A 26,602-nucleotide genomic window follows, 5' to 3' on the forward strand; every position below is an offset into this window, starting at 1 on the left:
AGTCCTATGGAAGATGTATTTATACTTATTTTTGCCCCTCTTATTCTGACCTTTACCCGCTATATGGGTATTTCCTTTGATTATATTAATAACCTTATGGCTAAATCCTATTTCTTGAAAGAAATTCTAATCTATCTTCCTGATTTTCTTTTTCCCTTTCTCCTAATTTTAATTTTTAAAACAAAATTCTCTGATTATGGTTTTAGGTTACCTGAATTAAAATCTTTTATTTTTTACTTTTTTATTTTATACCTTTTAATGCTTCCCCTTTTAATCTATGCATCTGAAAGACCTGATTTTAAAAAATATTATCCAGAATATAAAAAAGCCCTTTTATCTTTAAGAATTTTTACAATTTATGAAATTATAAATTTTTTCACATATTTATCAACTGAAGTTTTCTTTAGAGGTGTTCTTGTTATCGGGCTTTCAAGATTTTTTGGAATAAAATCAATATTAATAAGTAATTTTCCTTATGTTCTCGTCCATTTTGGAAAACCTGTCCCTGAAATATACGGTTCCTTTATTGCCGGATTAGTTCTTGGATATATTGCCTATAAAGATAAATCCATTTTTACCCCAACACTACTCCACTTTTCCTGTGCCTTTACCCTTGACCTTATAAGGTTTTTAGAGGTAAATAAAATTTAATAAACAAATTCTCTGATATCATAAACTGAAACCCTGATTTTTTTCTCAGAGAAAAGTAATTTAAAAAAATCTATCTCCCTTTTTATTTCCTCATAATTAGCTTCCTCAGGATACAAGCCTTTAAAGGGATAATAAGGAGAAAGATATAAAATGTCACTTTTATCAAGACTTAAATTTTTTAATAAATCATAAGTTTTTGATTTATGCTCTTCCTCTAAATCACCCGCTATACCAAGAAGAATAATTACACCCACTGAAATACCTATCTTTTTTAAATTTTCCACTAAAAAAATAAACTCCTCAGGATTAAAGGGTTTATTAAGTCTCTTTAATAAATTTTCACTTCCTGATTCAAGACCTATATATACCCTGAAAAGGGAAAGTTCCTTTAAAGTTTGCCAGAAATTTAAATTTTTTTTCCTCCCAGTCCATACATCTAAAAAGGAAGAAATTTTACTTAAGTTTTCCTCTTTAAAACTATTTTTTATAAGTTTAAAATATTCAAAAATTCTATCCTCTGTCAATAAAAGAGCATCAGCATCACCAAGAAAAATGTTTTTTCTTGTTTTTATACCTTCACCAAAAAATTTTTTTACCTTATTAATATGTAAGATTAATTCCTCTTTACTCAAAACTCTAAATTTTTCACCTTTATAGAAATTACAGAAAGTGCATTTATTATAAGAACAACCCCTTGTCACTTGAATATAAAGGGAAAGATACATATCAGGTGGAACTATTGGAACCTTTCCATAAACTTCTTTAAAACTTTTTATTGTCCTTTTAAAATTTTTATAACCCCTTTTCAAAAAATCTTTTAAAAAACTTTTATTTTCTTTAAAAAATTCATCTTCAAGAGTATTTTCTGCCCTTTTATAGATTTCTTTTAAAAACCTTAAAGATTTAAATCTATTTATTAACTTTTCTCCATTTTTTCTCTTTTTCTCTATAATCTCACCTGAAAGCCCAATTCTATAACCTTTATTTTCCAAAAAAACATAAAGAATTCTTCCCTCTTTATCAATAAAAAAAAGACTTTTATCATTTCCTGTTAATACTATACCCTCTTTTTTAATATTAAGCCCTGGAAAACTTTCCACTAATTTAAAATCTCTCAACAGGATATCGCCAGTCCTTATCAAGACACATTCTTGAAATTTTTGTTATTGTTGGTGGTCTCCTTTTATGCTCATTTTTAACTATTCTTTCATATAAATCCATTACAGCATTTTCACTTATATTCAAAAGTTCCGATGTTTCTCTAACAGATAACTCAAGATCAACAAGACAGTATAAAACTCTATCTATCTGATAATATGTAAAACCAAGTTCTTCTTCATCAGTTTGACCTTTCCAGAGACCTGCAGAAGGCGTTTTTCTAACAATATCAGTTGGAATACTTATATATTCAGCAAGTTGCCAGACCTGGGTTTTATAAAGGTCTCCTATTGGGTAAATATCAGCACCAAGATCTCCATACTTTGTTCCATAACCTAAAAGAAGCTCAGTCTTATTTGAAGTTCCTACCACAAGCAATTTTTTTGCATTTGCATAAAAATAAGCATAGATCATTCTAACTCTGGGTTTTAAATTTGTTAAACCCCAATCTATATCCCCTTTTATATCCCTCAAAGTCTCCTTAAAGGCTGAAAGAGGCTTATTTATCGGTATAATTTCATAATTAACCTTAAGTTCCTTACAGAGTTTTAAAGCATCCTCAATATCTTCTTTTGTAGTAATACCTTCCTCAGGCAATATAAGGGCATAAGTCTTTTTATTCCCGATAGCAAGACTTACCAATTTTAAAACAAGAGAAGAATCAACACCACCTGAAAGATTTATAACAGCACCCTTAAAATTAAATTTTTTAACCCTCTCTCTTATTGAATTTACAATTGCTTTCTTTACAAGTTCTAACTCTTCCTCCTTAAATTTAACTTCCACCATTTTCCATCTCCTCGTATGCTTTTAATAGTTCCTCAAGAATATCCTTTCTTAACTCCCTCAACCTTGTATCTCTCCTTCTCAATCTCTTCGCTTCTTCAAGATCAACTATAACTATAACATAATCCTCTTCAAGTAATTTTCCTGTTTTTAAAATATTTCCAGATGCTGAAACATACATTGAATATCCAAGATATGTAACTCCATCCTGACATCCTGCCTGATTGCAAAATACAAGGGGAATTATATTATCCCTTGCCCTTTGAACTAAAAAATCTTCCCATATTTCCTTTTTAAATCTTTCATAGGGGGAAGCACCAAGAACAATGAGTAAATCAGCTCCCCTTAAAGCCATTGCTCTTGAAGGCTCAGGAAACCAAACATCCTCACATATAAGAATCCCTATCTTTATCCCCCCTATATTAAATACATCTAATTTTGTTCCTCTTTTAAAGTATCTCTTTTCATCAAACAATCTGTAATTCACAAGTTGAACCTTTCTGTAATTTCCTATAATTTTTTTATCATGTATCAAACAGGCTGAATTGTAAAAGAAACCGTAACTATCCTTCTCAACATAACCTATTATTGCATAAAAATCATCAACTTCTTTCCTTATTCTATCAAGGGAAACTAAATTTTCATCTACCTTATCAAGGTATATATCACCGCTTCCATAACCAAGGGTCGAAAGTTCTGGAGTAACAAAAATATATGCCTTTTCCTTTTTTGCCTTTTCAATTGCCCTTAAAATCTTTTCCTCATTTCCCTTAACATCACCAAGCTGAGTTGAAAGTTGAGCAAGAAAAACTTTTACTTTTTTCATATTCTATTTAAAAAGTCTAAAAATATTTCCTTTAAATCATAAAGAGATTTTAAATCAACCCACTCCTCTTTTCCGTGTATCCCATCACCAATTCCATAAATCATAAGAACCGGTATTCCCTTTTCTGAAAAAAATCTTCCATCAGTAGCACCATATATCCTTCCATATTCTACCTTTCCCTTTATTTTCTTAACAGATTCTGCGAATTTTTTCAGATAGGAATTTTCCCTATCAGTATAAACAGGCTCTCCATAACTTTTAACTTCCATTTCTATACCCTTTTTATCCTTTAAAAATTCTCTTAATTTATTCTCAAAATCCTTTGCCCTCCAAGGGGGGGGAAATCTGAAATCAAGTTCCATTTCTGCCTCACCGGGGACTATGTTAACTGCTTTTCCTGCATTAAACTTTCCAAGGGATAGGGTAATTTTCCAAGTTGGTTCCTCAGGTGGACCTTTTTCTGAATCAACCCAGAGTTTATACTCTTTATATAAATCAATTAATTTATCAGCAGCATTTTCACCTTCCCATGGTGTTGAACCATGAGCCGATTTTCCAAATGCCTTAAATTTAACATGCAAAACCCCCTTACCCTCATTCATTATCTTGAAATTAAAACCACCGTCAGGGATTATTGCAAAATCAGGAAGTAAATTTTTATTTTTCACCCAGTATTCAACACCATCCTTTGAACCAACCTCTTCATCTGTGGTAAAAAGAAAAGCAATATTTTTTTTAATTTTTTTCTCAATAAGTTCAAGCAGAAGAACAATCATTGAAGCACAGGAACCTTTCATATCAAAAGAACCCCTTCCATAAATCTTTCCATCCTTTTCAAAAGGAACAAACTGCTCTTCAGAATCAGGGGGAACAACATCAAGATGACCTGAAAATAAAACTAATGGTTTATAATTCTTTTCAAAGGATAAATAAATTGAAGGTTTATTATTAACATCAATTCTCTCTATAAAAATGGGTTTATACTTGAAAATATTTTCAACATAATCGACTATTTCTTTAAGTGCGATTAAATTATTGCTTTCTGAAGGTATCCTTATTAAATCAAAAAGTATATTTTTTAAATTTTCCAAAATTTATTGAGAAAGATAAAATAATAAGCTCCTCTGAAATTTTTTATCAAGATAAATTTCACAGGACCATTCACCTTGAGGGTCATAACTCCTTGTAACTACAGAGAATACAGTGATAAGTTTTGTAGAATCAGAATCAACAAGAATGGAATCACGGGCAAAATCCTGTCCATAAGGCTTGACCCAGAAACAACTTATTTTATGCTTACCTTTCATTCCCATCCAGTAAATCCAGAGATTTACTGTATCACCAAGAAAAAATTGATTTGTAATACCATAGGGGTTTCCATTAACTACCTTGGTACATAAGACACTTTCAACTATAAATGGCCCTTCAGGGAAAACAATTTCTCTTATGGTTTCAACTTTTCTTTCACAAAAATAGAAAAGGATGAAAATTAAGAAAAAAATTTTTTTCATAAGTTTATAAAATTAATATAAAAAACATAAAAAAATCAAGTTTTTCATATTTTATATGGCATTACAAAACTAAAAATTCTCCTTTTGTTTTTATCCCTTCTATAAGAAGGCAGAAAATTTTTTTCAAAGGTGCAAAGACTTGAAAGATGTATATTTTTAACTCCCATTTTTAAAAGCTCATATACACTTTTTCCCCTTAAATCATAAAAAAATTTATTCTTTCTTTTAAATAAAAATTGGTTGTCAAAATCTTTAAACTCAATTCCAACTTCATAACAGTTTGAACATATTGAAGGTCCAAGATAAGCATAAAGATTTTTAAGGTTAAATCCGTATTTTAAAAATTCTCTTATTCCTTTTTTTATTATCCCCTTAAAAAGTGAGCGCCATCCTACATGAAAAATCCCATAAAAAAGCGGATTTTCCGTTAAAATAACAAGAGGAATACAATCAGCAGTCTTTACACATAAAATTTTACCAGTTCTTGTTATAAGTCCATCACCTTTTTTATCCTTTTCCTTATAATCCTCGGCAAAAAACACTTTATCACCATGAACCTGATTTAAAGAAATATATTCAAATTCAGGTTTTTCATCAATTAGTGAAATAATAAGATTATTCCCTACTTTATTTTTAATTTTCACTTAAAATTTTCCTCCTTTTCTGAAAGAACTTTTATCATAAAATTCACATGCTCCTCCATATCCAGATTTGCCTCTTTTAAAAACTTCTCAACAAGCTTTCTATCAACACCCCTTGCAAAAGCTTTATCCTTCCACTTTTTCTTGAAAGTAGTGTATTTTATTTCCTTAAAACTTTTACCCGGCATAACAAGGGAAATAGCAATAAGAAATCCTGAAAGTTCGTCTACTGCAACAAGATATTTTTCAAGAAGAGTTTCCCTTTTTTCCTCTGGATAGGCATGTTTTTTAATTGCAGAGATTACCTCACTATCGACCTTATCTTTTAAAAATTCAACAGCTTTTTCTGGATGTAATTCAGGATATTTCTCATAATCAAGGTCATGTAAAAGCCCTGTTATGAACCATTTATCCTTATTTTCTTCTAATTTTTCAGCATAGGCTTCCAAAATGTAAGCCACAGAATATAGATGCTTTTTTAGATTAAAACTAAAAACCCATTCATCAAGAATTTTAATTGCCTCTTTTTTATCCATAGAAATTTATTTTAAGTAAAAGTTAAACACTTTTTAAAATTTTTATTTTCTTTGAAAAAAATAAATTTTTAGGTTATAATTTAGAAGTTAGTGTATTTGGAGGTATAAGTATGGATAAAGTTTTGTATAAAAAAAATGAATACATATTCAGGGAAGGAGATGATCCGAATTATATATATATCATAGATTCAGGTAAAGTTAAGATTTTTAAAGTTAAACAACACAAAGAAAAAATTTTAGCAGTATTAGGTCCTGGTGAGTTATTTGGAGAAATTGGAGTTTTATCAAAATCAAAAAGAAGTGCAAATGCTTTTACACTTGAAGATACTGTTTTAGAAATAATTAAGGAAGAGGAAATTTCTGATATTAAAGAATTAAAAATTTAGATGAAAAAATAAACCTTATATCTTTTCTTCATGAAGAATTTAGATTATGTTTTTACTTTGGTGTTAAATATATGGAAGATAAGAAAACAGTTTTTGATATTGATGAAATTGCATATTTCACAGATATTGAAGAAGAAAAAATATCTTACTTCTTAGATAATTTGGAACAAAAAGGCATTGTTAATAGAAGAAAAGATAAATATGTAATGATTAGAAAACCAGAATTAATTTTTGAACACACTAAGTATTTATTTTTAGAAGAAAAATTCAGAAGGAAAGAGAAATTAAAAGAAAAATTTTACCCTTTACTCTAAAAGAGAAGAACCATCTATATCAGAAGGGATTTCAAGATTTAAAAAATTAAGAACCGTAGGTAATATATCGGTTATTTTTGCATAACTTTTCTCTTTTAAACTAATCTTTCTTCCCTTTTGAGAAATAATCAGTATCCCCTTAGTGTCATGGTCACCTGTTTTTTCTGTCATAGACTCACCAAAAAATTTTAAATCAGGAAAAGGAACCCAGGAAGAAACATAGGCAAAGTCATCAAGGGAATAAACAATATCAGGCATTAAATCTAAATTTTCACCTTTAAAAATTTCTTCCCTTTCAAAAATTCTTATTTTAACCTTAAATTCCCTTGAAAGATCAATTAAGGAATTTTTTATATCCTCTATAATTTTTTCCTTTTCTTTTTTTTCAACGAATCCAAAAGGGAATCTATCTTTCTGATTTATATATATAAATCCATAATAACCGAATCCAAAAGCATAGGTTTTTTCAAAATCAATATCAGAATAGGAAAATCCGACTTTTGAAGCTGTTTTACCGAAACTTTCCTTATTTTTTCTCAAAATCCCCTCAAGACCCAATTTATAAATGATCTTTGATAGTTTTAAAGGTGAAAATCCACTTTTATAGGAAATCATTTTTAATAAGTTTTTGTAATTCTTTTTTAATTTTAAAAAACCTTCTTTTAAAAGAAAGGAATTTATATAGAAATGTCCTTTTAAATCCTGAAAACCATGGTCTGACATTAAAATAATTAAAGTTCCCTCAGGTAAATTTGAGACAATTTTATCTATTTCTTCATCAATTTTTTCATAGACAGATTCTACTTTTTCTTTATCATACCATAACCAGTGTTGGGCATGATCACAAGTCATGAAAACTCCCATAAATAAATCAAAGTATTTATTTTTAACTAAATATTCCATAACATCTCCATGAATCTCTGTAAGTTCTATTAAATCCCTGAAAAATATCTCTGGATTTTTCTTTGAAAATTTAACTTTTTCTCCTATCCTATAATTGGGAAATTTCTTCAAAAGTTCATTTTTAAACTCACTTGGATATGTAAAATCAGAGTTTAAGGAAGGTGTTAAAAAACCAGATACAAATATACCATTTATTTTTTCAGGCGGATATGTGAAAGGAACAAAGTAAATAATGGATTTTAAATTATTTAAAGACAGAATGTTCCATAATTTTTTTTGTTTTCTCAATTTAAAAGAGGATAACCTGTATTCCAGCTTATCATCTAATTCATAGAAATCAAGTATTCCATGCTTACCAGGATTTTTGCCTGTCATAAAGGAAGACCAGGCTGAAGGTGTAAGTGGCGGAATAGTCGTTTCAAGTTCGTATTTTTTCCCTTCTTTTATAAGATTTGAAATGGCCTTTAATTTTCCCCTTTTAAATAAAGGATCAATTATCTTAAAAGTTGCACCATCTATTCCTATTATACAGACTTTATTCATAAGGTTTATTTTAAATTAATTCATATTTATTTTGAAAGTAGAGAGTAAATTCCTATAAAATTATAAAACATGAAAGAAGAAAAATTGTTTAATGAGGCAAAAAAATTATATAATGAAGGAAAATTATGGGAGTCTTTGAAAATTATGAAAGATCTTGCACAAAAAAGAGAAAACTATGCTGATTTTCAGCATTTTCTTGGAGTTATATACTATTCTCTTTCAATGCTAGATGAAGCAATTTCCCAGTTTGAAAAGGCAATTGAAATAAATCCGAACTATATTGAAGCACACCTTAACTTATCAATAGCTCTTAATGATAAGGGGGATTACATAAGAGCAAAGGAACATTACGAAAAGGCTGTAAAACTGGAAAAGGAAGGAGGAAGAATACCCGTAAGTTTAAGAAATAACCTTGCAAATACTTATATGAAATTGGGGGATACTTTTTATGAAATAGGTGAGTATGAAAGAGCAAAAGAGGAATATGAAAAGGCAATTGAAATAGCACCTTATTTCCTTGATATAAGAACAAAGCATGCAAGAACTCTTATGCAATTGAATGAAATTGAAAAAGCTATATATTCCCTTGAAGAAATTCTTTTGTTAAATCCTAAATATGAGGAAGCAAAGGTAATACTTGGGATATGTTATTATAAAAAGGGAGAAAAAAATAAAGCGCGGGAAATTCTGCAGGAAGTTTTAAAAAATAACCCTGAAAATTCAAAGGCAAAAGCCTATATTAGTATGCTCAAAAATGAATAGCGAAAAACTAAAAGAAACACTCAATCTTCCAAATACAAAATTTCCAATGAAGGCTTCTCTTAAAGAGAGAGAGCCTCTTATGCTTAAATTCTGGGAGGAAAAAAGGGTATATTTCCGTATTCTTGAAGAAGATAGACCCTTATTCATCCTTCATGATGGACCTCCGTATTCCAATGGTCACATACATATAGGTACAGCAATGAATAAAATCCTCAAAGATTTTATAGTTAAAAGTAAAATGATAATGGGATATAAAACTCCCTATATTCCTGGATGGGATAACCATGGGATGCCAATTGAAAATGAAGTAATAAAAGAAGATAAGGAAATAAGAGAAATCCTTTCAAAAGACCCTTTTGCGCTTAAAAAAGAAGAAGTAAGAAAAACCTTAAGGAAAAAATGCGAGAATTTTGCCAGGAAATGGATGAATATACAGAAAGAGGAATTTAAAAGGCTTTTATGTATGGGAGACTGGGAGAATCCTTATTTTACAATGCATCCTGAGTATGAGGCTGAAGAGCTTAAAATACTGGCTCAACTTGCAAAGTTAGGGTATATAGAAAAAGGATTTATGCCACTCCACTTTTGTGCTCATTGTAAGACTGTCCTCGCTATGGCTGAAATTGAATATAAAAATAAAACATCTCCATCGATTTACTTTTTAATGGAACCATTAAACATTAAAGAGTTTCCAGAAAAAACTTATATTCTTGTATGGACAACAACTCCCTGGACAATAATTTCAAATGTTGCCCTTGCCTTTAACCCCTATTTCCATTATGGTGTAATTGAAACAGAAAAAGGTAGATTCCTCTTTGCTCTTGAAACCCTTGATAGGTTAAAAGAAGAACTTCAATTTGAAAAATTTAATGTTTTAAAAGAATTTAAAGGGGAGGAACTCGAATATAAAAAGTTTTTACACCCCTTTTATAATAGAGAATCTCTTGGAATCCTTGCAGAATTTGTAGAAAAAGAAACAGGTTCAGGAATAGTTCATATTGCTCCTGGTCACGGAAAAGAAGATTTTGAAATAGGAAGCAAATATAACTTACCTATATTATCTCCAATTGATGATACAGGAAAATTTACAAAGGAAGCAGAAGGATTTGAGGGAATGGATACAGATTCTGCATCAAAAAAAGTAATAGAAATTCTTGAAAAAAATAATAAATTATTAAAGAAAGGAGAAATTATTCATTCCTATCCCCACTGCTGGAGATGTAAAAATCCTTTAATTTTCAGAGCCACAGAACAATGGTTCTTAAGGGTTGACCACAAAAATTTGAGAAAAAGAGCACTGGAAGAAATTAATAAAGTTAACTGGATACCACCAGCAAGCAAGCAGAGTATTTATAATGCAGTTCTTGAAAGACCTGACTGGTGTATATCAAGACAGAGAGCATGGGGTCTTCCTATACCTGCTTTTAAATGCAAAAAATGCTCTAAGAGTTTCATTGATCCTGATTATGTTTTAAAACTTGCAAATCTTGTTGAGAAAAAGGGATCACAGATTTTCTGGGAAGAAAATGAAATAGAGCTTCCACTCTGTCCTTTCTGTAAATCAAAGGAACTTGAAAAGGAAAAGGATGTTCTCGATGTTTGGATAGATTCAGGAGTCACAAATTTAATTGTTCTTAAACAGAGAAATCTCTCTTGGCCAAGTGATGTTTTTATTGAGGGACCAGACCAGCACCGTGGATGGTTCAATGCTTCTTTAATGATAAGTGTAGCTATAAAGGAAAAGGCACCCTATAAAACAGTTATCACCCATGGATGGACACTTGATGAAAAAGGGAGGGCAATGCATAAATCCCTTGGAAATGTTATATCCCCCCTTGAGGTTATAGAAAAGTTCGGTTCGGAAATTCTAAGAGTATGGACAGCTTTTTCTGAATATACACAGGATGTGAGGATTTCTGACAATATTTTGAACCTCATGGTTGAAAATTACAGAAAAGTAAGAAACACATACAGGTTCCTCCTCGGTAATTTATACGATTTTAATCCAAAGGAGAATTCAGTTAATTTTGAAGAAATGTTACCTGTTGATAAATACATGATGATTAAAACTGATGAATTTAAAGAAAAAATTATTGATTTTTATGAAGAGTATTCTTTTCACAGAGCCTTCCATCTTTATCACAAATTTTGTGCCCTTGATTTATCTTCTTTTTATCTTGATATATTAAAAGATCGCCTTTATACCTTTTACTTTGATTCAAAGGAGAGAAGAAGTGCACAAACTGCCCTTTACTATATACTTAAGACACTAATTGTTCTTGGAGCTCCTATTTTATCTTTTACCTGTGAAGAGGCATATCAAGAAATGCCTTATAAAGAAAAGGATAGCGTCTTCCTTGAAACAGTAACAAAGGAAAGGAAATATAAGGATGATAACCTTGTAAAGGATTTTGAAAAAATTCTTGAATTAAGAGATATCGTCTTTAAATTACTTGAGGAAATGAGAATTAACAAAAAGATTGGCTCCTCCCTGGAAGCAGATGTTTACATTGAGGGGGAGGACGAAATTATAGAAAAATATTTTGAATATTTACCAGAAATTTTTATAGTTTCACAGATTAAAAAGGGGAAACCACAAAGTTTTGAACTTTCATCAGAAAAGGAAAATATCAAAATCTATGTTAAAAGAAGTAAGGGAGAAAAGTGTGATAGATGCTGGCGATATCTTGAAGAGGTTAAGAAAAATGAGAAAAAATTATGTAAAAGGTGTGAAGAAGTTCTTTTAAAAAAAGGATTATTTATATGAAAGATAAGGAAATTGAAAAATTAAAGAAAAAAATAATAGAAAAAAGAGAAAAAATAATAAAATTTTTAGAAAAAGCTGAAAAAAGCGGAATGAGCTGGGCTGAAAGTGGTGAAAGGATATTTCATCACCATATATCAGATACTGCCACTGATGAGGAATTAAAGGAACTTGCCTTTATGAATGCTACAAGATTAAGGGAAGAGCTTGCTCTTATAGAAGATGCAATTTCAAGAATAAAAGATGGAACCTATGGTATATGTTTAAAATGTTCAAAACCTATTCCTTTATACAGATTAAAAGCAATACCCTACGCAAGATACTGTATTAAATGTCAGAGGGAAATAGAGGAAAAAGCATAAAGGATATTTTAAAAAGAATCCTATTCGGACTTTCTCTTGGAATTTTAGTTTTCATTCTAGACCAATTAACAAAAAACCTGGCTTTAAAAAATCTTGAATACGGGGTTCCCTTTGAAATCCTTGGACCTTATTTTAGATTTACTCTTGTTTTTAACCCATACGGTGTTTGGGGTTTACCAATTACTAAGGTTTTGCCTTATGAGCCTATAGCACTTTTTGCCATTTTACTTTTGTTTATTTTCATTGCCAAAGAAAAAAAATTTCTTTATAATGTATTTTACGGGTTTATACTGGGTGGAGCCTTTGGAAACCTTTTTGATAGATTAAGAATGAAAGCAGTTGTTGATTTCATAGAAGTTGGTATTTCAGAGAATCTTCATTGGCCAATTTTTAACATTGCTGATACTTTTATATCCATAGGAATTGCTGGAATAATCTTTTTTTCAATTATAAGAAAGGAAAAATGATAATTTTACTATTTATTTTAGCTAAATCTACATACCTTGATTCTCTTTTGCTTAAAAACCTTAATAAAAATTATGAAACAGATAGTTCAAAGAATTTTGATAATTTTGAATTAATATTTTCCTATAGAAAAGATCATCTCGTTAGAATAGAAAAAAAGGAAATAGAGAAAAACCTGGATAAAAAAATTGAAGAGATAACAAGACAAGAATTAAATAAAAAAATAGAAGAAAAAGCAGCTTTCAGGGGAACAGGACTCATACCAGATATAACAATTCCAATTCCTGTTGAGCTCCCTTTTGGATTAACAGATGAAACAAAGGTAAAAATAGGTGGATTTCAAAATTTATCAATGGGATTGCAGAGGGATGAATTTTCATCAGAGTCACGAAGAACTTCTCAGGGTGCATCAAGTCCTGGTATAAAGCTTGAACAACAGCTAAAGGTTAATGCAGAAGGAATAATAGGGGGTAAAATACACCTTTTACTTGACCATGATTCTCAAAGGGAAACTCAAGATTTACAAACAATCAAAATAAGATATGAAGGAGATGAAGATGAAGTAATAAAATACCTTGAAGGTGGTAATCAAATAGGAGGGAGAGGTGCTACTGGTGGTCTTTTTGGGCTTGCAGGAAAATTCCAGTTTGGTTCTTTTGATTTTGAAGCAACAGCATCAAGAGAAATGGGTAACAAAAAAGAAATCGTCCTTTCAAAAGGTGGAGTTGTTGAAGATACAGTAAAAATTGAAGATAAGGATTATGAAAAAAATAAATTCTTTTTAATACCTCTTTCACCTGGAGACCAAATAATAATAGATTCAATTTTTGTTTTTTATAATGATAATATTGAATCAAATGACACTTTAATAAGAAACCCCTTTAAGGGTAAAACTTTTCTTTATGAAAATCCTGATTCTTTCAGTAATAAAATTTACACCTTTCAAATTCTTAAAAGAGATTCAGCATATTCAAACATATTTTTCAGTAACATAATTGAAATTAAAATCCCAACATCTACTGACTTTATACTTGCTGTTGCATACAAAACTAAAAACTCAGGATGGATAGGAAAGTTAAATAAATCCAATCCCCTTGATACTTCAAACAAATTCCTTCTTTTAAGGGAATATGGATTAAATAACTATAAAGACCCTACATGGAAATTCATGTTAAAAAATATTTATTATGTTGGTCAGATTGACTCTGCCTCATTAAAGATTGTAAGATATGATTCTCCATACAATATTGAACAAGAAAATGGTAAGACTTTTCTACACATTTTAGGTCTTGATAAAAATTCAGACGGAGTTTTAGATAGATATATAAATTATGGAGGGGTAACGAATTTTATTCCATATGTTAATGGTTATTTATTTATTCCAAAGCCTGAACCTTTTGCCTATGATTCTCTGAGTGTAAAGGATACAATAATTTACAGAACCTTTTCAGAAACAGAGATTTCCCAGAGAGATCATATTTATAAAATCATCACTGTTACAAGGAGAAGACCAACAACAATAAATCTTGGAATGACAGGAATTGTAAAAAATTCTGAGGAAATCTATTTTGGAAGTGAAAGATGGGAATCTGGGAAAGATTATATAATTGATTATGATTCAGGTATTATGCAGATTTTGAATAAGGATTACTTAAATGACCTTTCCCGTGAATTGAAGATTAAATTCAATGAAAGAGCTCTGTTTCAAACTAAAAAAAGAACCTTTATGAATTTAAAGGGTAATTATAATATATCAGAGAATTCTACTCTTACTTTTGGTGTTGATTACAGAGGCGAGTCAACTGCGGAACAGAAAATAAGATTTGGAGAGGAACCTAAAAGGGTTTTTCTTTTTAATTCAAATTTAAATCTTGAAAAAGAGTTGCCTTTTAATTTCTTTTCTTTTTTACCCTGGTTAAAGGAATTAAGGGAACCCAAATTAAAAATTTTATCAAGATTTAACCAGTCTTTCCCTGATCCTAATACAAGAAATTATGCATATCTTGATGATATGGAATCAGCTACCCTTGAAATTTTTGCTGATTTAAACCATTTTAACTGGATTTACGGTTCATTACCTTCATATTTAAAGGATTCAACAAATGGTTACATAAGAACTTTTGAAGACTATTTTGAAAATAATTTAATATGGTTTGAGACAAATAAATTTTTATATAAAGATATTTACCCATACATTCCAGGACAACAGGGTAACAGAACTTTAAGTGTGCTTGAAGTAATTTTAAAACCTGGCAATAAAGGAGATGTTGGATTTGCCTCCTTAAATCAACTCATTTCAAAAGATGGTATTGATATAACATCCTACGGTTATCTGGAAGTTATTGTAAAAGGTAAAAGCGGTATAATAGGAATAGATATAGGTTCTGAAATCGCAGAAGATGCCTGTTTCAGAGATTCAAAGGGAAATCTGTTAGGAATAGGGATATTAAATTCAGAGGATGGAGCAAATGGTGGATGGAAAGACTCAAAATTACAGGCTAGAGAGGATGTCGGGCTTGATATGGTGCCCGATGGAGCACCAGGTGATGCTGGTAATGATAATTACGAATATGGAGATATTAATAAAATAAATAGAACAGAAGGAAATGGAAAACTTGATACAGAAGATATTGATGGAGACGGTTTTAATCCTGATAGAGATGATTGCTTTACCTATATAATAGATTTAACAAGGGATTATTATCAGATATACAATGGTTTTAAGTTTTACAAAATCCCCCTTGATAAATTCGCAAAGAAATATGGGAACCCTGAAATCATAAGAATTAAAAAAATTAGAATATTTTTCACAGGATTTTCAAAGACTGATACAGTATATATAGCAAAAATTAGCATAACGGGTAATAAGTATATTTCCCAAGGAGTTTTTAATAATGGAAAACCTGTAAGTGACCCTGATAAAAAACTCACAGTCTTAACCTACAGCAATCAGGAAGATGCAAATGTATATAAACCTCCTCCTGATGCAGTTATAGAAAAAACCCAGGAGGGTGAATCAGAAGAAAGAACACTTGTTTTGAGATTTGAAAATTTCGGTCAAGGTGATTATGGAACAGCATCAAAAAAATTATTTTCACCACAGGATTACTGGCAGTATAAAAAAATAAGTTTTTATTTAAAATCTTATCCAGATACACTAAGAAATAAACCCCATTTCTTTATAAAATTTGTAACAGTAGATACAAACAATTACTATGAATATAAAGTAGAAAATGTTCCCTCCTTTTGGGAAAGATATGAAATTGATATTGAAAAATTTACAAACCTTAAACTTAAAAGAGGAAAAGAAAACATAAATAAATTATTCTCAGACCCTGCTTTTCCTGGATATTATGTAAAGGGACATCCAAACTTTAAAAGAATAGACAGGTTCATTATAGGTGTTAAAAATGAAAGTGATAAAGTAATTTCAGGTGAAATATGGTTTAATGAACTCTTACTTAGTTCCCCTGATAGAAAAGGAGCCTATTCTCTTGAAAATACAGCAATAATGGATATGGGAGAAATTGGTAATATGAATTTAAACTATGCAAGGAGCTCTCCAGGTTTTTCCGGTATGAATTTACAGAGAGAAACTTTTTCAAATGAAGATATTGGTGGAAGTATAAAATTAAACCTTGACAAATTATTCAATATTAATTTTTTAAATTTACCAGTTAATTATTCTATAAAAAATTCAAAGAAGTTGCCTATCTTCAAAACTGGAAGTGATGTGAGGCTAAATGAAAATCTCGCAGAAAGAGAAAAAAATACCTCTTTCAATAATGGGTTTAATTTTTCTCTTTCAAGAAAAATTACATCTCAGGAAACAAGTAAAAATATTTTAGAAAGAATAATGAAATATACAGTTAATCCAATGAATTACAATTTATCTTACCAGTATAATAATAATTTATCACCTGCTAATTTAAATTATAACAGAAACTTTCAACAATCCCTTAGCTATAAACTTAATTTACCTTTCACTGGTTTAAGTTTTCTTAATCAAAAAATAAAACCTTTTCCACAGAATATTAATATGGTTATAACCCACTCTAAAGTTAAAAATAAGGGATTATCTTTTGATCCCAGGGATTCTTTATGGGTTCAAACAAATATTTATAAAAGGGAAGGAGGAAACTTGGATTATAGTTTCTCAGGAATATCGCCTCTAAACTCAATAAATATCGATTTTGGAGGAAAAATTGACTATGATATAGGTTTAAAAAAATTAACAAATAAATTTTATGGTAAAGACATAAAAAGGTCTTCTTTTTATTACTTTAAATACAATCCCACACTTCCTTTAAATTTAAAAAAATTCATAGGAAATTTAAGTTTCTCTTACAACCCAACCTTTAATGACGAACATGACCCTATAAATCAAAAGGATAGTATAAATCCTTTAAGAACTGTAAACAATACATCAAATTATACAATTCAGGGTAATGTTAATACTTTTGAAATTATATACTTCATTGTAAGTTTAGGTAATAAAGAAGCATTAAAAGATATAAATAAATTGAGAAGTATTTTCCAACCAGTTAATGTGAATTATTCAAGAAACTTAAATTCAAGATATTATGAATTAAGAAAAAGTCCGAGTTTTCTGTATGAAATAGGGAAAACAATGAATCCTCGTGTTGATTATGTTGAAAATATAAATAATAACATAAATGATTCAAGAAATTTAAATTTAAATACAGGAACAAGAATTCAGGATATAAGTGTAAATCTTTCTTATGGATTAAGAAATAATTTGAGCTACCTTCCCTACCAGAGAACCAAAACAATTACAAAAGGGCAAAATTTCCCTAATATCACAGTTCAAATTGATATGTTAAACAAGAGAATAAAATTTTTAGACCCTATGCTTTCAAGTTTATCTTTTAAAACATCATACAATCTTGATGTATCAAAAGATGAAGGGACTAATGTCACAAATGAGAGAAAGTCTAAAAATTATACACCTTTATTTTCAATTCAAGGAAGGACAAGGAATGGTGTAGGATTTACTTTGAATTATAATAAAAACGAAATAATAAATTTATCAAATTCAGCTGGTTTTATAACAGAATCTAAAACTTTTTCAAAGGGAATTAATATCAATCTTGATTTTTCAATTTCAAGGTCAATTTCCCAAAAATTATTCGGATTTTTAAAAGTAAAATCAGAAGTAAACGCAAATATTTCCTTTACAAACCAGAATAACAGAACTCAAATTAGGGGAATTGAACAGCAAAACAACACAAGCACAAATCTTAATGGAGCTTTAAATTTCAGGTTTACTGATGATATAACAGGAAGCTTCGGTATTCTTTATAATTCAAATAAAGATAACATTCAGGGAATAACAAACAAAAGGTATGAAATAAATTTTGGAGTTAGAATTAACTTTTAAATTTAAGCTATTTCAGTAAGCCACAATCTTTCATCAAGAGATAAATTTTCTCTTAAAATAACATTTTCTTTTTTTTCTAAAAAAGGATCAACAGTTAATAAATTTTTCACAGTTTCTCTTACTCTTATTAAAAGCTCCTTATCCTCAACCAAATCACCAAATTTAAAGGAAAAGAAACCAGATTGAGCATATCCAAGTATATTTCCAGGACCCCTTAATTTTAAGTCAAGTTCTGAAAGTTTAAATCCATCATGAACATTTCTAAAAGCAGAAATTCTCTTTAAAGTCTCAGGTGGCATATCTTTAGAACAGAAAATAAAACAAAAACCCTTTTCTAATTTTCTTGCAACTCTTCCTCTTAACTGATGCAGGGTAGAAAGTCCAAGCCTTTCAGCTCCTTCAATTACCATATATTTAACATCTGGGACATCTATTCCAACTTCAAGAACTGTGGTAGAAACAAGAACTTTTATATCTCCTCTTTTAAATTTTAACATTATCTCATCCTTTTCTTCCTTTCTCATTCTTCCATGAATATAACTTATTGAAATATCTTTAGCCCATTTATTTTTTAATTCCTCATATAACTCAATACAGGATTTTGTATCAAGTTTCTCTGATTCTTCTATTAAGGGAGCAATAATATATGCTTTTGCCTTTTCTTTATTTAATGCTTCAAAAAATCTCCTGTAAAATTCTTCTCTATTTTCTATGTAAATAACCTTTGTTTCAACAGTTCCTCTTCCTGGTGGCATCTCTTTTAAAGTTAAAACATCAAGGTCACCGTAATAAGTCAGAGCAAGAGTACGGGGTATTGGAGTTGCTGTCATAACAAGAAAATGAGGGCTTTCTCCCTTTGAAAGTAACCTTGCTCTCTGAGAAACTCCGAACTTATGTTGCTCATCAATTATAACAAGTCCAAGATTTTTAAATTGGAGTTTTTCTTCAAGGAGAGCATGGGTTCCGATTAAAATCTGTGTTATTCCATTTCTAACCCTTTCGTATATTTCCCTTTTCTCTTTTAAGGTTCTACTTCCTGTTAGAATATCACAAGAAACATTCAATTCTTTTAAAAAATTTAAAATAGTTTCGTAATGTTGAAAAGCAAGAATTTCTGTTGGAGCCATAAAAGCAACCTGGTATCCATTTTCTATTGCTCTCAGGGCAGCATAAATAGCAATAACTGTTTTACCTGAACCCACATCCCCCTGAAGAAGTTTACGCATTGAATAGGGTTTTGATAAATCAATTTCAATTTCTTTTATTGCCTTTTTCTGGGATTCCGTTAATTCAAAAGGTAAATCATCAAGAAATTTTCTTGTTAAAGTAGGAGGTAAAATAAAGGGTGGTGCTTTTGTTTTTCTTCTCTTATATATAAAGAGTTTCAAAAAGAAGTAAAAAAACTCCTCAAATTTTAAAGTATAAATGCTCTTTTCAATTAATTCATAAGATGAAGGAAAATGAAGATTTTTAATTGATTCTTTTTTACTTAAAAGCCCAAATTTCTTTCTCATATCTTCTGGAATTGTCTCAGGAATTAAATTTAAAAATTGTGTAAGAGTTTCATAAATGATTTTTCTTAAAGTTTGTGGCTTGATTTCTTTACCAAGGCTACTATATATGGGAACTATTTTACCTGCATGAATCAAGTCCTTATTTTCTCTATCAAGTATTTCAAATTCAGGATGAAAAATTTGATAAATGGAACCAAACCTTTTCACTTTACCAGAAACAATAATCTCTTTATCAAGAGGGAAATAATCCTTCATATAGGGTGTATTTACAAAAACAAGTTCCATAAATCCTGTTTCGTCTTTTATTATAACTATGAATAATTTTTTATCCTTTGTCTTTCTTTCACCCCTTGCAAAGATTTTTCCCATAACTACAACTTCTTCATCCTCTTTTAGATCTTTTATTTTTTTGATTATCCTTCTATCAATATATTTTCTTGGTTTAAAATATAAGAGATCTTTTACAGTTTTTATACCTGCTTTTAAAAAAACTTTCTTTCTCCTTGTTCCTACACCTTTAATTTTATCTACTGGAATCTCAAGATTTTTAATTCCACTTTTCACTCAATAACAAAACTTATAATTTTACCCTTTACATAATGAACTTTCTTTATTTTTTTGTTATCAATATACTTTTTAACATTTGGAGAATTCTTAGCAATTTCAATAACTTCCTTTTCATCTAAATCGGGCTCTATTTCAATCTGACCCCTAACCTTTCCGTTAATTTGAACTGGTATAACAATCCTTTCTTCCTTTAAAAATTCAGCATATATTTTAGGCCAGTTTTTTTTCATAAGAGTCCCTTTTTCTCTATAAGACCATAATTCTTCGCAAAGATGGGGTGCAAAGGGATAAAGAAGTTTTAAAAGAACATATAAAGAATGGGCAAAAGAAGGAGAATTTTTATTTTCAAAATTATATAAAAAATTAACAAAATCCATCAGAGAGGCAAGAGCTGTATTGAATTTAAAATTCTCAATATCTTCAGTCACTTTCTTTATAACACTGTAGCATTTATAAAGTAATTTTTTTTCTTTATTATCATAATTTGAAGGTGGATTCTCTTCTGCTTTTATAAATACTTCTTTATTTTCATCTATAATTCTTTTAACTCTTAAAAGGAATCTTTCTGCTCCCTTCACTCCTTCTTCAGTCCATTCAAAATCTTGCTCTGGAGGACCAGCAAATAGAGTATAGACTCTTGCTACATCTGCACCTTTTTCTTTAACAAAATCCCTTATTAATACTGCATTACCTGCCCTTTTACTCATCATTTCAAGACCACCATCCTTTGTTCTCTTTAAAACCATTCCTTGTGTAAATAGTCTTAAAAATGGTTCCGGTGTATTAACAAGACCTTCATCATAAAGAACCTTATGAATAAATCTTGAATAAATCAGGTGTCCTGTAGCATGCTCTACTCCACCTACATAAAAATCAACAGGCATCCATTTTTTAACAAGTTCCTTATCAAAAATTTTTTCATTATTAGAGGGGTCAATATATCTTAAAAAATACCAGGAGGAATCAACAAAAGTATCCATTGTATCTGGGTCTCTTTTTGCCTTTTCCTTACATTGCGGACAAATTGTATTTATGAATTCTTGTGAAGATTCAAGTGGACTTACACCTTTAGGAATATAATCTACAATTTCAGGTAGTAAAACAGGTAAATCCTTTTCAGGGACAGGGACAATTCCACATTTTTCACAGTGAATAATTGGTATTGGAGCACCCCAGTATCTCTGTCTTGAAATTAACCAGTCTCTTATTTTAAAAGAAATTTCATATCCTCCCGTATTTCTTTCTTTTAAATATTCATTTAATCTTTTGATACCTTCTTCTGAAGTTAAAGAAGAGAACTCACCGGAATTAACCATAATTCCATATTCTTCCATTGCTGAATTCATATCCTCTACACTATTAGGATAGCCATCTTTCTGCACCACAATTTTAATTTTAAGTCCGTGAGTTTTTGCAAACTCAAAATCCCTCTGGTCATGAGCTGGAACACCCATAACTATTCCTGTACCGTAATGGGTCAGAACATAATCTGCTGTATAAATTGGAAGTTCTTCCTGTGTTAAGGGATGAATAGCATAAAGTCCTGTAAAAACACCCTCTTTTGTTTTTTGTTCCTTTGTTCTTTCTATATCTGACTTTAAAATTGATTTTTCTCTGTACTTTATAAGTTCATCTTTATTAGGTGAAATTTCTATAATCTGTTCCATCAATTCATGTTCAGGAGCAATTGCAAGAAAGGTGACACCGAATATAGTATCAATTCTTGTTGTAAAAACAGGTAAATCAATATTTTTATTCTTTAATTTAAAGATAATTTTTGTTCCTTCACTTTTTCCGATCCAGTTCCTTTGCATTTCAATAACTTGTTTAGGCCATTTTCCTTCAAGATATTTAAGATCTTCAAGAAGTCTATCAGCGTATTCTGTTATTTTAAAAAACCATTGAAGAAGATTTTTTTTAGTAACAAAAGTTCCACATCTTTCACATTTTTTATCAACAACCTGTTCATTGGCCAAAACTGTCTGACATGACGGGCAAAAATTGACATAAGCTTTTTTTCTATAGGCTAACCCCTTTTTATAAAGTAAAAGAAAAAGCCATTGGGTCCATTTATAATAATCTGGTTTACAGGTAAAGATTTCCCTTGACCAGTCATAGGATATTCCCATTTTTTTAATATCCTCTCTTGAGTCTTCAATATTTTTAAAAGTCCATTCCCTTGGATGTATACCCCTTTTAATTGCAGCATTTTCAGCAGGCAACCCAAAAGCATCCCATCCAAAAGGGTGGAGAACATCTTTTCCCTTCATTCTGAAATATCTTGTAAGAACATCTGTTATTGTATAATTTCTTGCATGACCCATATGGAGATCCCCAGAAGGATAGGGGAACATACCAAGAATATACATTTTATTATTTGGAATCTTCGGTGCAGAAAATAAATTATTTTCTTCCCAGAATTTTTGCCATTTTTTTTCTATTTCATAAAAATTGAATTTCTCCATAGTTATGCTGCAAGATACTGTTCTTCCTCCTCAATTTTAGGCAAAACTTTAATTTGCTGAAATTCTCTTAAACCTGTGCCACAAGGAACAAGGGAACCTACAATCACATTCTCTTTTAAACCTTTTAATTCATCTCTTTTTCCATAAAGAGCAGCTTGAGCAAGAACTCTTGTTGTTTCCTGGAAAGATGCAGCAGAAATGAAACTATCTGTAGAAAGAGCTGCTTTTGATATCCCAAGAAGAACAGGAGAATAGACAGCTGGCCTTCCTCCTCTTTCCCTTGTTCTTTTATTTTCCTCCTCTAATTGCTCAATATTAACAAATTGTCCTCTAACAAAATGTGTATCTCCAGGATCCTCTACCTTCACATTTCTCATCATCTGTCTTACAATTATACCTATGTGTTTATCATGGATTCTAACACCTGAGAGCCTGTAAATCTCCTGTATCTGGTCTAAAAGGAATTCCTGAACTTCAATCCTACCTTTAATTCTCAAAATATCATGGGGATCAATAGGTCCAAGAGTAAGTGGTTCACCTGCATTAATTTTTTCTCCATCATCAACAAGAAGATACTTGCTATATGGAATTTTATATGACATTTCAAGTCCTGACTCAGAAATTATTTTAACTTCTCTATAACCCTTTTCTGGCTTTCCAACTCTCACAATACCACTAATTTCAGCGAGAATTGCCTTATCTTTTGGAACTTTAGCTTCAAAAAGATCATTTACTCTGGGAAGTCCACCTGTAATATCTCTTGTTTTTCCTGCTTCCCTTGGCAATTTAGCTACTATATCACCAGCTTTTACTTCTTGACCTTCTCTAACAGTTATTCTTGCTTCTTTTGGAAGCGCAATTTCTTCAACTACTTTTTTGTCTTTTAATATTTCTATTCTTGGGTGTAGTTTTTTAGATCTATCTTCAATAACTGTTATTTCAACTTTACCCTCCTCAGCAGTTTCAGTGTATGTAACACCTTCCTCAAGATCTACAAATTTCACGACCCCGGATTTTGTGGCAAGAATAGGTATTGTATAGGGTTCCCATTCACACAAAATATCACCCTTTTCAACCTCAGATTTATCTTTTACTTTCAATTCGGCTCCTTGAGGAACAGCAAAGTATCTTTTAACTTCAGGATTATCTTTGTGTGTTACAACAATCATTCCCTTTTTAGAAATAGAAACTATTTTACCTTCGCTATTTTCTGAAATATTTAAGTTAATAAAGAGAACTTTTCCTGGGAAAGGTGCTTCATGTGTTGATTTTTCAAGAACTCTTGTTGCAGCTCCACCTATATGGAAGGTTCTCAATGTAAGCTGAGTACCAGGTTCTCCTATACTCTGTGCAGCAAGAACACCCACAGGTTCACCTATTTCTACAACTCTTCCTGTGCCAAGATGCTTACCGTAACATTTTACACAAATTCCACCCTTTGATTCACATGTCAAAACATGGCGAACTTTTACTTTTTCTATTCCGAGATCCTCTATTTCTTTAGCCTTTTCCTCTTTGATTAATTCGCCTACTTTTAGAATAATTTCACCTGTGAATGGGTTTCTAACATTTTCTGCTGAAAAATGTCCTTCTATTCTTTCTGAAAGAGTTTCAATGATTGTTTCACCTTCCTTTAGAGCACTTACTTCTCTTCCTTGAATAGTTCCACAATCTTCTTCAACTATAACCACTGACTGAGCTACATCAACAAGTCTTCTTGTAAGATAACCTGCATCAGCAGTTTTAAGAGCCGTATCAGCAAGACCTTTTCTTGCACCGTGTGTAGAAATGAAATATTCAAGAACAGTCATTCCCTCTTTCAAATTTGATTTAATTGGTGTTTCTATAAATTCTCCTGTTAAACCAATTATCCTTTTAGGTCTTGCCATAAGACCCCTCATTGCTGCAAGCTGTTTCACCTGGTCTAAGGATCCTCTCGCACCTGAATTCATCATCATGTATATAGAATTAAACCCATCTCTATCATTTTTCATAAGTTCAACCATCTTTTCAGTTAATATTTCAGTTACCTCTGTCCATAAATCAAGAATAGCATTGTATCTTTCTCCTGCTGATATTCTACCCTTTAAAAAGTCATTTTCTATTTTTTCAAGCTGTCTTTCGGTTTCTTTAAGAATTTTCTTTTTATCAGGAGGAACAATCATTTCGTCCATACCAAAAGTGATTCCTGCTTTTGTAGCCCAGTAAAACCCAAGATCCTTCAGTTTATCCAGAACTTCCTCACAAATAAGGGAACCCTTTTCCATATAAATTTCTTTAATTAATTCCTGCAATTTCTTTTTTGTCATCTCCTCATTAATGTATTCAAAACCTTCTGGAAGAGTTCTGTTAAATATTATTCTGCCTACTGTTGTCTTTTTATTTTTTAAAGGAACTTCGTCAACTTCAATTTCTGCGTGAAGGTCCACTTTTCCAAGTTCATAAGCAATAATTGCCTCATTAAAGGTAGAAAACCTCATTCCTTCTCCTTTTGCTCCTTTTCTTATTTTAGTAATATAATGTAATCCTATTACTATGTCCTGAGTTGGAGCCATTAAGGGAGAACCATGAGCAGGTGAAAGAATATTATGTCTTGGTAGCATAAGAAAATGTGATTCAAGTCTTGCTTCTGGTGATATAGGAACATGAACAGCCATCTGGTCACCATCAAAGTCAGCATTAAATGGAACACACACAAGAGGATGTAGCTGTATAGCCTTCCCTTCTATTAATTTAGGATAAAAAGCCTCTATTGAGACTCTATGTAGAGTGGGGGCCCTATTTAATAAAACTGGGTGATCTTTAACAATATCTTCCAGAATCTCCCATATCTCCACAGGTCTTTCTCTAACAAGTTTTCTTGCACTTCTTAATGACTCAGCAATTCCTTTCTTTTCCAATCTTCTCTCTACAAAAGGTCTGAAGAGTTCAAGAGCCATTTCTTTGGGAATTCCTACTTCATTCAATTTCAAATCTGGACCAACAACAATAGTAGATCTACCTGAATAATCAACTCTCTTACCTAATAGATTTCTTCTAAATCTACCCTTTTTACCTCTTAACATATCGGAGAGAGATTTATAGGGTTTTCCTTGCTTACCCATTACAGGTCTTGACCTTCTTGAATTATCAAGTAATGCATCAACAGATTCCTGAAGTAATCTCTTCTCATTCCTTAGAATTATTTCAGGAGCACCCATTTTTGTTATATTTTTTATCCTGTTGTTTCTATTTATAACTCTTCTATAAAGGTCATTTAAATCACTTGTTGCATATCTTCCACCTTCAAGAGGGAAAAGGGGTCTCAAATCAGGTGGTATTACAGGTAATACCTCAAGAATCATCCATTCTGGTTTATTTCCTGAATTTATAAAAGCATCTACAATCTGCAATCTTTTTAAAACTTTCCCTCTCATTTGTGTTGTTTTTTCAGTTCTTAATTTAACCCTGAGCTCTGCAGAAAGTTCTTCAAGGTCAAGTTCTTTAAGAAGTTTCTTTATTGCAGGAGCACCCATCTCAGCTAAGAAACCATCCTTATATTCAGAAATTAATTCCTCATACTCTTTGTCCGTTAAAATTTGTTTTTTCTGTAAAGGAGTATCACCTGGATCAATAACAATATACTTATCATAATAAAGAATACTTTCAAGATCGTTTGAAGTTATATCAAGTAAAAGAGCTATGGTGGAAGGTGGAATTTTATAAAACCATATATGAGCAACTGGAACAGCAAGTTCAATATGCCCCATCCTTTCTCTTCTTACAGAGGAAGAGGTAACTTCTACCCCACATTTATCACAAACAGTTCCTGCGAATCTTTTTCCTTTAAATGCTCCACAGGCGCATTCATAATCTTTGACAGGACCAAAAATTACTTCACAAAAGAGTCCGCCTTTTTCAGGTCTTTGAGTTCTATAATTTATGGTCTCTGCTGTTTTTACTTCACCATAAGACCAGCTTCTTATTGCCTCTGGTGACGCAAGTTTAATCCTTATTGCTTTCAAAACCTCAGGTTGTAATCCTGCTACTAAATGTTTCATTCCTTTA

At 30.8% G+C, this 26,602-nt stretch carries 19 protein-coding genes; 8 read left to right on the forward strand and 11 right to left on the reverse strand.

Features of this window, described 5'->3' with window-relative positions; genetic code table 11:
• Positions 1 to 6: 6 nt before the first annotated feature.
• Positions 7 to 651, forward strand: coding sequence for a CPBP family intramembrane glutamic endopeptidase (locus ABIN17_05380; GenBank protein MEO0284490.1), 645 nt, complete (start codon positions 7 to 9; stop codon positions 649 to 651).
• Here the strand turns inward: ABIN17_05380 and ABIN17_05385 are convergent.
• From ABIN17_05385 to ABIN17_05415, 7 genes are read right to left on the reverse strand one after another with little or no spacing between them, the layout of a single operon-like run.
• Positions 648 to 1,769, reverse strand: a complete 1,122-nt coding sequence (locus tag ABIN17_05385; protein ID MEO0284491.1) for a radical SAM protein — start codon at positions 1,767 to 1,769, stop codon at positions 648 to 650. The genes ABIN17_05380 and ABIN17_05385 overlap by 4 nt on opposite strands.
• Positions 1,756 to 2,598, reverse strand: a complete 843-nt coding sequence (locus ABIN17_05390; protein MEO0284492.1) for an NAD+ synthase — start codon at positions 2,596 to 2,598, stop codon at positions 1,756 to 1,758. The genes ABIN17_05385 and ABIN17_05390 overlap by 14 nt, the downstream gene beginning before the upstream one ends.
• Positions 2,585 to 3,421 carry a nitrilase-related carbon-nitrogen hydrolase gene (locus tag ABIN17_05395; protein MEO0284493.1) on the reverse strand — a complete coding sequence of 279 codons (837 nt, stop codon included), beginning with the start codon at positions 3,419 to 3,421 and terminating at the stop codon, positions 2,585 to 2,587. Before ABIN17_05395 ends, ABIN17_05390 begins: the two co-directional genes overlap by 14 nt.
• Positions 3,418 to 4,512 carry a M20/M25/M40 family metallo-hydrolase gene (locus ABIN17_05400; GenBank protein ID MEO0284494.1) on the reverse strand — a complete coding sequence of 365 codons (1,095 nt, stop codon included), beginning with the start codon at positions 4,510 to 4,512 and terminating at the stop codon, positions 3,418 to 3,420. The genes ABIN17_05395 and ABIN17_05400 overlap by 4 nt, the downstream gene beginning before the upstream one ends.
• Before the next feature lie 3 nt (positions 4,513 to 4,515).
• Positions 4,516 to 4,932, reverse strand: a complete 417-nt coding sequence (locus ABIN17_05405) for a hypothetical protein (protein ID MEO0284495.1) — start codon at positions 4,930 to 4,932, stop codon at positions 4,516 to 4,518.
• A 44-nt stretch (positions 4,933 to 4,976) separates the two neighbouring features.
• Entirely contained in the window at positions 4,977 to 5,576 is a 600-nt protein-coding gene (locus ABIN17_05410; protein MEO0284496.1) for a polyphenol oxidase family protein, read from the reverse strand.
• Positions 5,573 to 6,109: an HD domain-containing protein gene (locus ABIN17_05415; protein MEO0284497.1), complete on the reverse strand. Its 537-nt coding sequence runs from the start codon at positions 6,107 to 6,109 to the stop codon at positions 5,573 to 5,575. Before ABIN17_05415 ends, ABIN17_05410 begins: the two co-directional genes overlap by 4 nt.
• Positions 6,110 to 6,219: 110 nt before the next feature.
• Here ABIN17_05415 and ABIN17_05420 point away from each other — a divergent pair, with 110 nt between their 5' ends.
• Both ABIN17_05420 and ABIN17_05425 read left to right on the forward strand, forming a co-directional pair.
• Complete coding sequence (locus tag ABIN17_05420; protein MEO0284498.1) at positions 6,220 to 6,495, forward strand: cyclic nucleotide-binding domain-containing protein; 276 nt, start codon at positions 6,220 to 6,222, stop codon at positions 6,493 to 6,495.
• Positions 6,496 to 6,566: 71 nt separating this feature from the next.
• A complete protein-coding gene (locus ABIN17_05425; GenBank protein ID MEO0284499.1) occupies positions 6,567 to 6,809 on the forward strand; it encodes a hypothetical protein in 243 nt (80 codons plus the stop codon).
• Here the strand turns inward: ABIN17_05425 and ABIN17_05430 are convergent.
• The gene (locus tag ABIN17_05430; GenBank protein MEO0284500.1) at positions 6,801 to 8,255 is read right to left on the reverse strand and encodes an alkaline phosphatase family protein; all 1,455 of its coding nucleotides are present in this window, start codon (positions 8,253 to 8,255) and stop codon (positions 6,801 to 6,803) included. The two genes, ABIN17_05425 and ABIN17_05430, sit on opposite strands and share 9 nt — an antisense overlap.
• Positions 8,256 to 8,324: 69 nt before the next feature.
• On the opposite strand from ABIN17_05430, the gene ABIN17_05435 reads away from it, so the two are divergent.
• From ABIN17_05435 to ABIN17_05455, 5 genes are read left to right on the forward strand one after another with little or no spacing between them, the layout of a single operon-like run.
• Positions 8,325 to 9,017, forward strand: a complete 693-nt coding sequence (locus tag ABIN17_05435; GenBank protein ID MEO0284501.1) for a tetratricopeptide repeat protein — start codon at positions 8,325 to 8,327, stop codon at positions 9,015 to 9,017.
• Complete coding sequence (gene ileS, locus ABIN17_05440) at positions 9,010 to 11,784, forward strand: isoleucine--tRNA ligase (GenBank protein MEO0284502.1); 2,775 nt, start codon at positions 9,010 to 9,012, stop codon at positions 11,782 to 11,784. The genes ABIN17_05435 and ileS overlap by 8 nt, the downstream gene beginning before the upstream one ends.
• Positions 11,781 to 12,143, forward strand: coding sequence for a TraR/DksA family transcriptional regulator (locus ABIN17_05445; protein ID MEO0284503.1), 363 nt, complete (start codon positions 11,781 to 11,783; stop codon positions 12,141 to 12,143). The genes ileS and ABIN17_05445 overlap by 4 nt, the downstream gene beginning before the upstream one ends.
• Positions 12,113 to 12,610, forward strand: a complete 498-nt coding sequence (lspA, locus tag ABIN17_05450; GenBank protein ID MEO0284504.1) for a signal peptidase II — start codon at positions 12,113 to 12,115, stop codon at positions 12,608 to 12,610. The genes ABIN17_05445 and lspA overlap by 31 nt, the downstream gene beginning before the upstream one ends.
• A complete protein-coding gene (locus ABIN17_05455; GenBank protein MEO0284505.1) occupies positions 12,607 to 18,009 on the forward strand; it encodes a hypothetical protein in 5,403 nt (1,800 codons plus the stop codon). Before lspA ends, ABIN17_05455 begins: the two co-directional genes overlap by 4 nt.
• 2 nt (positions 18,010 to 18,011) lie before the next feature.
• On the opposite strand, the gene recG is transcribed toward ABIN17_05455, so the two are convergent.
• From recG to rpoC, 3 genes are read right to left on the reverse strand one after another with little or no spacing between them, the layout of a single operon-like run.
• Positions 18,012 to 20,087: an ATP-dependent DNA helicase RecG gene (gene recG, locus ABIN17_05460; protein MEO0284506.1), complete on the reverse strand. Its 2,076-nt coding sequence runs from the start codon at positions 20,085 to 20,087 to the stop codon at positions 18,012 to 18,014.
• A complete protein-coding gene (leuS, locus tag ABIN17_05465; GenBank protein MEO0284507.1) occupies positions 20,084 to 22,555 on the reverse strand; it encodes a leucine--tRNA ligase in 2,472 nt (823 codons plus the stop codon). Before leuS ends, recG begins: the two co-directional genes overlap by 4 nt.
• A 2-nt stretch (positions 22,556 to 22,557) precedes the next feature.
• Positions 22,558 to 26,595 carry a DNA-directed RNA polymerase subunit beta' gene (gene rpoC / locus ABIN17_05470; GenBank protein ID MEO0284508.1) on the reverse strand — a complete coding sequence of 1,346 codons (4,038 nt, stop codon included), beginning with the start codon at positions 26,593 to 26,595 and terminating at the stop codon, positions 22,558 to 22,560.
• Positions 26,596 to 26,602: the final 7 nt, after the last annotated feature.

It is taken from the genome of candidate division WOR-3 bacterium, from assembly GCA_039803925.1.
GTDB lineage: Bacteria > Hydrothermota > Hydrothermia > Hydrothermales > JAJRUZ01 > JBCNVI01.